Annotated in this window: 1 protein-coding gene and 1 rRNA gene; both read right to left on the bottom strand. The window is 48.2% G+C overall.

From position 1 onward, the window contains the following. A 16S ribosomal RNA gene (locus tag AC1RME_RS29525) occupies positions 1-165 on the bottom strand; the annotation flags it as partial. 293 nt (positions 166-458) lie between these two features. Continuing rightward, positions 459-704, bottom strand: a 246-nt coding sequence (locus AC1RME_RS29520) for a hypothetical protein (RefSeq protein WP_493092123.1), incomplete at its 5' end; no start/stop codon positions are given.

Raw genomic sequence — 704 nt, 5'->3', positions numbered from 1 at the left:
TAGCGTTCCTTTCGAAACGTTGTCCCCCACTACCAGGCAGATTCCTAGGCATTACTCACCCGTCCGCCGCTGAATCCAGGAGCAAGCTCCCTTCATCCGCTCGACTTGCATGTGTTAGGCCTGCCGCCAGCGTTCAATCTGAGCCATGATCAAACTCTTCAGTTCAAACATCTTTGGGTTTTGAGAAAACCCTAAACTTGGCTCAGCAATCGTTGGTTACATCTTTGATTTCTCGCGGAGTAACTTGTGATGCTGATAATCTTTCTGACTATCAGTCTGACTCCACAAGCACCCACACGAATTGCTTGATTCAGTTGTTAAAGAGCGGTTGGTTAAGATCTTTCGTCTCAACCGAGGCGCGCATTCTACAGCAGCCTCATTTGCTGTCAAGTGATTATTTTCAGAAGTTTTCGAAGAATTCCTCAACAACTTCAACCACTTGCGCTTCCGATCTCTCGTTAGCGGGAGGCGAATTCTACAGCGTTACACGCTGCTGTCAACACCTCTTTTTCTCCGCTTTCGACCGAGAAGATCGAAACGTCAAAAGAGCCAAACATCACCACTCTTTCAACTCCTTCCAGGCTTCGATGATCTGAAGCAAGCCGCTGTCGAAAACTGCGTAACTCATTGAGTTTCAAGGAGTTTTCCGTTTCGACTGCGCCGGAAGTGGGGCGAATTATAGGCCTCCAGAATCTGCCGTCAAC

It is taken from the genome of Pseudomonas sp. GW822-FHT03F08, assembly GCF_058801265.1.
This window is presented reverse-complemented; position numbering and strand designations above follow the sequence as displayed.